This is a genomic window from Methylobacterium sp. E-016 (assembly GCF_022829745.1).
Taxonomy (GTDB): Bacteria; Pseudomonadota; Alphaproteobacteria; order Rhizobiales; family Beijerinckiaceae; genus Methylobacterium.
In genome coordinates, this window is the sequence record NZ_JAKSYF010000196.1 from 1 (window position 1) to 5,775 (window position 5,775).

The 5,775-nt window shown below is 70.5% G+C and carries 5 protein-coding genes and 1 pseudogene; 4 read left to right on the plus strand and 2 right to left on the minus strand.

The genetic code is table 11. The features are described 5' to 3' along the window. The 4 genes and pseudogenes from MKK68_RS27435 to MKK68_RS27450 form a co-directional block, all read left to right on the plus strand. A pseudogene (locus MKK68_RS27435) lies at positions 1-211 on the plus strand (xanthine dehydrogenase family protein subunit M); the annotation flags it as partial. A 4-nt stretch (positions 212-215) separates the two neighbouring features. Beyond that, positions 216-2,435, plus strand: a complete 2,220-nt coding sequence (gene paoC / locus MKK68_RS27440; RefSeq protein ID WP_244033540.1) for an aldehyde oxidoreductase molybdenum-binding subunit PaoC — start codon at positions 216-218, stop codon at positions 2,433-2,435. Positions 2,436-2,560: 125 nt separating this feature from the next. Then, positions 2,561-3,673 (plus strand): FAD-binding domain-containing protein, encoded by a 1,113-nt coding sequence (locus tag MKK68_RS27445; RefSeq protein ID WP_243948214.1) that lies wholly within the window; start codon positions 2,561-2,563, stop codon positions 3,671-3,673. A gap of 124 nt (positions 3,674-3,797) precedes the next feature. Then, positions 3,798-4,946, plus strand: coding sequence for a metallophosphoesterase (locus tag MKK68_RS27450; RefSeq protein ID WP_244033541.1), 1,149 nt, complete (start codon positions 3,798-3,800; stop codon positions 4,944-4,946). A gap of 263 nt (positions 4,947-5,209) precedes the next feature. Here the strand turns inward: MKK68_RS27450 and MKK68_RS27455 are convergent, their stop codons facing one another. Then, entirely contained in the window at positions 5,210-5,563 is a 354-nt protein-coding gene (locus tag MKK68_RS27455; protein ID WP_244033542.1) for a hypothetical protein, read from the minus strand. 27 nt (positions 5,564-5,590) lie between these two features. Further along, on the minus strand, positions 5,591-5,775 hold a 185-nt coding region (locus MKK68_RS27460), incomplete at its 5' end, for a transposase (RefSeq protein ID WP_244033543.1).

The following is a 5,775-nucleotide window of genomic DNA, read 5'->3' on the forward strand; positions in this document are numbered from 1 at the left end:
CCTGGGCAGGGACGGGGCCGGCCGCGTCGCCTTCGGCGGGGTGGCGCCGAAACCCTGGCGGGTGGAGGCGGCCGAGGCCGACCTGCCGCGGGGCGCCAAGGCGGTGACCGAGCAGGTCTTCGCCGGCGCCGCGCCGACCCATGCGAACGCCTACAAGCTGACGCTCGCTGAGCGGACCCTGTCCGCGGCACTCAACCAAGCGAGGGCCTAAAGCCATGAAGTTCGACCAGCCCGCCGGCCAAAACCCGATCGACCAGCTCAAGGTCGTCGGAAAGCCGACCGACCGCATCGATGGCAAGTACAAGACCACCGGCACCGCACCCTACGCCTACGAGCGCCACGACGTCGTGCCGAACCAGGCCTACGGCTACGTGCTCGGGTCCAGCATCGCCAAGGGCCGCATCCGCGCCATCGACACGGCGGCCGCCAAGGCGGCGCCCGGGGTCGTGGGCGTCGTGACGACCCTGGAGCATCCCCGGCTGGAGCGGGGCATGATGAACGCCGCCTACCTGTTCGGCGGCGACGAGATCCAGCACTACCACCAGGCCGTCGCGGTCGTCGTCGCCGAGACGTTCGAGCAGGCCCGCGCCGCGGCGTTTCTCGTGACGGTCGACTACGCGCCCGAGGCCGGCAAGTTCGATCTCGCGGCCGAGGCGAAGGGCGCGCAGCCCGTGCCCGGCGACAGCAGCGAGGGCAGCGGCGGCGACGGCGAGGAACGCGTCGGCGATTTCGAGGGAGCGTTCGCGCAGGCGCCGGTGACGCTCGACGAGCACTACACCACCGCCGACGAGAGCCACGCGATGATGGAGCCGCACGCGACCATCGCCGCCTGGGACGGCGACAAGGTCACGCTCTGGACCTCGAACCAGATGATCGGCTGGGGCCATGGCAGCCTCGCCAAGATCCTCGGCGTGCCGAAGGAGAACGTCCGCCTCGATTCACCCTTCGTCGGCGGCGGCTTCGGCGGCAAGCTGTTCGTGCGGGCCGACGCGGTGCTCGCAGCCCTCGCCGCCAAGGCGTTCCAGCGCCCGGTGAAGGTGGCGCTGACCCGCCCGCTCATCGCCAACAACACCACGCATCGCCCGGCCACGATCCAGCGCGTGCGCATCGGCGCGACCAAGGACGGCACGATCACCGCCATCGCCCACGAGAGCACGTCGGGCAACCTGCCCGACGGCGATCCCGAGACGGCGGTGAGCCAGACCAAGCTGCTCTACGCCGGTGCCAATCGGCTCACCGCGATGAAGCTCGCTCATCTCGACCTGCCAGAGGGCAACGCCATGCGGGCGCCGGGCGAGGCGCCCGGCCTGATGGTCCTGGAGGTCGCCATGGACGAGATGGCGGAGAAGCTCGGGATCGACCCTGTGGAATTCCGCATCCGCAACGACACCCAGGTCGACCCGCAGGACCCGAAGCGCCCGTTCTCCCACCGCGACCTCGTCGGCTGCCTCAAGCTGGGGGCCGAAACCTTCGGCTGGTCCAAGCGCAATGCACGGCCGGGCCAGGTGCGGGACGGGCAGTGGCTTGTCGGCGTCGGCATGGCCGCGGCGTTCCGCAACAACATGGTCCTGAAGTCGGGCGCGCGGGTCAGGCTGGACGGAGCCGGCACCGTCACGGTCGAGACCGACATGACCGACATCGGCACCGGCAGCTACACCATCATCGCGCAGACCGCCGCCGAGATGATGGGCGTGACCCTCGACAAGGTGGCGGTCAGGCTCGGCGATTCCGCCTTCCCGGTCTCGTCGGGATCGGGCGGCCAGTTCGGCGGAAACTCGTCGACGGCCGGCGTCTACGCGGCGTGCGTCAAGCTTCGCGAGGCGGTGGCGCAGCGTCTCGGCATCAACTCCGACGACGCGGTCTTCGCCGACGGGCAGGTGCGGGCCGGCAACCGTGCGGTTCCGCTCGGCGAGGCCGCGAGCCGGGGCGAGCTGACGGCCGAGGATACCATCGAGTTCGGCGACCTCTCCAAGAAGCAGCAGCAATCGACCTTCGGCGCCCATTTCGTCGAGGTCGGGGTCGATGCCGACACGGCGGAGATCCGGGTCCGGCGCATGCTCGCGGTGTGCGCGGCGGGGCGCATCCTCAACCCGAAATCGGCCCGCAGCCAGGTCATCGGCGGCATGACGATGGGCACCGGCTCGGCGCTGATGGAGGAACTGGCGGTCGACACCAAGCGCGGATTCTTCGCCAACCACGACCTCGCCGGCTACGAGGTGCCGGTGCACGCCGACATCCCGCATCAGCAGGTGATCTTCCTGGACGAGGTCGATCCGATGTCCTCGCCGATGAAGGCCAAGGGCGTCGGCGAGCTCGGGATCTGCGGCGTGGGCGCCGCGGTGGCGAATGCCGTCTACAACGCCACCGGCATCCGCGTGCGGGACTATCCGCTCACCCTGGACAAGTTCCTCGACCGCATGCCCGAGGCGGCCTGACGCACGATCGCGCCATGCTCGACACTGGATACGCCCCGGCGGCCTCCGCCGGGGTTCGGGAAATCGGTCGCATCCATGCCGGTGCGCCGCCGCGCTAGCTCGACGGCATGGATCGCAGCTTTCCTATGACCCGTGCCGCCGGGCTCGACCGCCTGTCGGCCTTCCTCGCGGACGCCGCCGTCGACTATGCCGGTGCCCGCAACACCGACCGCGGACCGGACGCGCGGCCGACCACGTCGGCGCTCTCGCCCTACCTTCGGCGCCGCCTGATCACGGAAGCCGAGGTGGTGGCCGCCGCCCAGGCCGCGTTCGGCGACGGCGGCGCCGAGAAGTTCGTCTCCGAGGTCTTCTGGCGGACCTACTTCAAGGGCCATCTCGAGACCCACCCGACCGCCTGGACCGACGCCCTCGCGCTGGCCACGGCGGATCGGGCGCGGCTCGCCGCGGAGCCCGGCCTGCGCCGGACCTACGAGGCCGCGATCGCGTGCCGGACCGGCATCGACGGTTTCGACGACTGGGCGCGGGACCTCGTCGAGACCGGCTGGCTGCACAATCACGCCCGAATGTGGTTCGCCTCGATCTGGATCTTCACCCTGCGCCTGCCCTGGGCGCTGGGTGCGGATTTCTTCATGCGCCATCTCGTCGACGGCGATCCGGCGAGCAACACGCTGTCCTGGCGCTGGGTGGCGGGGCTGCACACCCGGGGCAAGCACTACGTCGCGCGCGCCGAGAACATCCGGCGCTACACCGAGAACCGCTTCGATCCCGAAGGGCTCGACGAGTACCCGGACGCCCTCGACGAGGCGATGCCACCGCGCGAGGTCCCTCTGCCGGCTGCCGCCATGCCGCCGACCGGCGACGTCGCGCTGCTGCTGCATCTCGACGACCTGCACCCGGAGAGCCTTCCGCTCGGGGAGGCGCGCATCGTGCGGATCGGTGGCATGCTCGCTCATGCCGAGGGGGCGTCCGAGCGCGTCCGGTCGGCGGATCACGCCGCGATGCAGGATGCGCTGGACCGGGCGGCCGCTCATTTCGGCTGCGAGGCGGGACCGGCCGACGCCGGCTGGTCGGCCGGGCTACCCGTCGTCACGGCCTGGGCGCCCGTCGGCCCGTCGGCGGCGATGCTGCCCGAGGCGGTCGTGCGCGTGCGGCGCCCCTGGGACGAGGCGGCGTGGCCGCTCTCCAACCGCGGATATTCCCGGCTGCGCTCCGCGATCCCGCGCCTGACCGCAGCGTGACGGTCCGGCGCGCTCATGCAGGGCCGGCCTGACTGGTGCCGCGACGACCCGACCTGCGCCGAAGCCGGCATTTCCCCGCATCGGCACTGGCCCGGACCCCGGCTTTCAGCGTAGCCGGAACGCCATGTTCCATCTGATCTTTAGCCTGCCCTGCCTGTACGTCGTGACCCGGGTGCTCTGGCCGCTGCCGGGCCCGCCTGCCGCGAAGGCCGGGATCGCCGTGCTGCTGCTCGTCGCCTCCCAGTATCACCTGTGGTGCCGCCTCTCCTCCGGCTCGGTGTTCGCGCCCGAGTTTCCGCGGTGGCTGGTGGTTCTGTTCAACTGGGCCTTCGGCGCCATCCTGCTGCTGGCGGTGATGCAGCTCGCGCTCGACGTGATCGCGCTGGTCTCGCTGCCCCTGGGCGGCTGGGCGATTCCGGCCGGATGGCGCTACGCGGCCGCGACGGCGGCGATGCTCCTGTCGGCGCTCGGCGTCCAGCAGGCCGTGCGCGTGCCGGCGCTCAAGGACGTCGACATCGCGATCGAGAACCTGCCGGACGCCTTCGAGGGCTACACGATCCTGCAGCTGACCGACCTGCACATCAGCCGGCTCTTCCCGGCATCCTGGACCCGGGAGGTCGTCGCGCGGTCCAACCGGCTCGGCGTGGACCTCATCGTCATCACCGGCGACCTGATCGATGGCGCCCCGGCTTCGCGGCGCGCCGACGTCGAGCCCCTGGACCGGCTCGGTGCACCGGACGGCGTCTGGTTCGTGCCCGGCAACCACGAATACTTCTTCGACTACCCCGCTTGGATGCGGCGGTACTCGGAACTCGGCCTCACGGCGCTCGCGAACCGGCATACGGTGCTGAGGCGGGGCGACGCCGCCCTGGTGCTCGCCGGCGTGACCGATCGGTCTGCGCCGCATACGGGACACCCCGGTCCGGACCTCGACGCCGCGCTCGCAGGGGCACCGCGGGACGCACCCGTCCTCCTGCTCGATCATCAGCCGAAGGGGGCGCGGGCGGCGGCCGCGCATGGCGTCGCGCTGCAGCTGTCGGGAAATACCCATGGCGGGACGATGCGCGGGTTCGACCGCCTGTTCGCCCGCGCCAACGACGGTTTCGTCTCGGGCCGCTACCGGGTCGGCGGCATGACGCTCTACGTCAACAACGGCACGGCGTTGTGGCCGGGCTTCGCCCTCAGGCTCGGCCGACCTTCCGAGCTGACGCGCATCACGCTGCGCCGCGCCGACGCGTCCATCGATCCCGCTCGGCCCCTGGCGCCGGGATAGGCGAACGTCGGATCACCCCCATCGACGATCATCCTCGGGATGCACCCAGCAGCCGGCTTGGATCGTCGCCCGATCACGCGGCCGATCTATCGGCCGGCCGTCGGGTCCTCGCGAAGCGCTCGTCTGGATAGAGTGGAGATTACTCACGACCTACCGAACGCCCCGAGACTCGGCGATGTCGAACCCGGATCGAACCACAGTCGTCGTTCCCGGACGCTCGGAGGGGCTCCACCGTTCGCTCAGCATTTACTACGGAACTGGGATTATGCAACCGATGGTTGCAGATCGGGTTGCATCGAAAACCTGGAGGTTTTCATGTCCGCATCCCCCCTTTCCGTGCTCGGCTCGTCCACCCGCTCGCTCGAATGGCTCGCCGGCCCCGGCGCGTTGCTGTCCTCGACCGCCCTGTCGACGGGCCAGCTCGGAAGCCTCGGCCCGATCGCCTCGTTGATCGAGGGCGCGGTCGACGGCGGCTCGACGGAGACCGGAGCCTCGCTGCTTCCCGACGCGATCGAGGCCACCGCCAACCAGGTCGTCCTCCAGACGCACGCCCAGATCGAGGAGGTCGGCCACGAGGGGTCGTGTCCCTTGTCGTGGTGTAGCTCGGTGAGGACCACCACGATCACCGGCTTGGGCCGGGACGATCAGGCTGCCAGAGTGGGCAGGCTGACCAGGGGATCCTCGCCGATCGGGGCGATGCTTTCCAGGGTCATGTAGCGCGACCGCTGGACGGCCCATTCGTCATTCTGTTCGAGCAGGATCGCGCCGACGAGACGTGTGATGGCAGCCTCGTTGGGGAAGATGCCGACCACCTCGGTCCGGCGCTTGA

Coding starts and splice junctions, on each gene's coding strand:
- paoC (WP_244033540.1), top strand. CDS start 216: ATGAAGTTCGACCAGCCCGCCGGCCAAAACCCGATCGACCAGCTCAAG.
- MKK68_RS27450 (WP_244033541.1), top strand. CDS start 3,798: ATGTTCCATCTGATCTTTAGCCTGCCCTGCCTGTACGTCGTGACCCGG.
- MKK68_RS27445 (WP_243948214.1), top strand. CDS start 2,561: ATGACCCGTGCCGCCGGGCTCGACCGCCTGTCGGCCTTCCTCGCGGAC.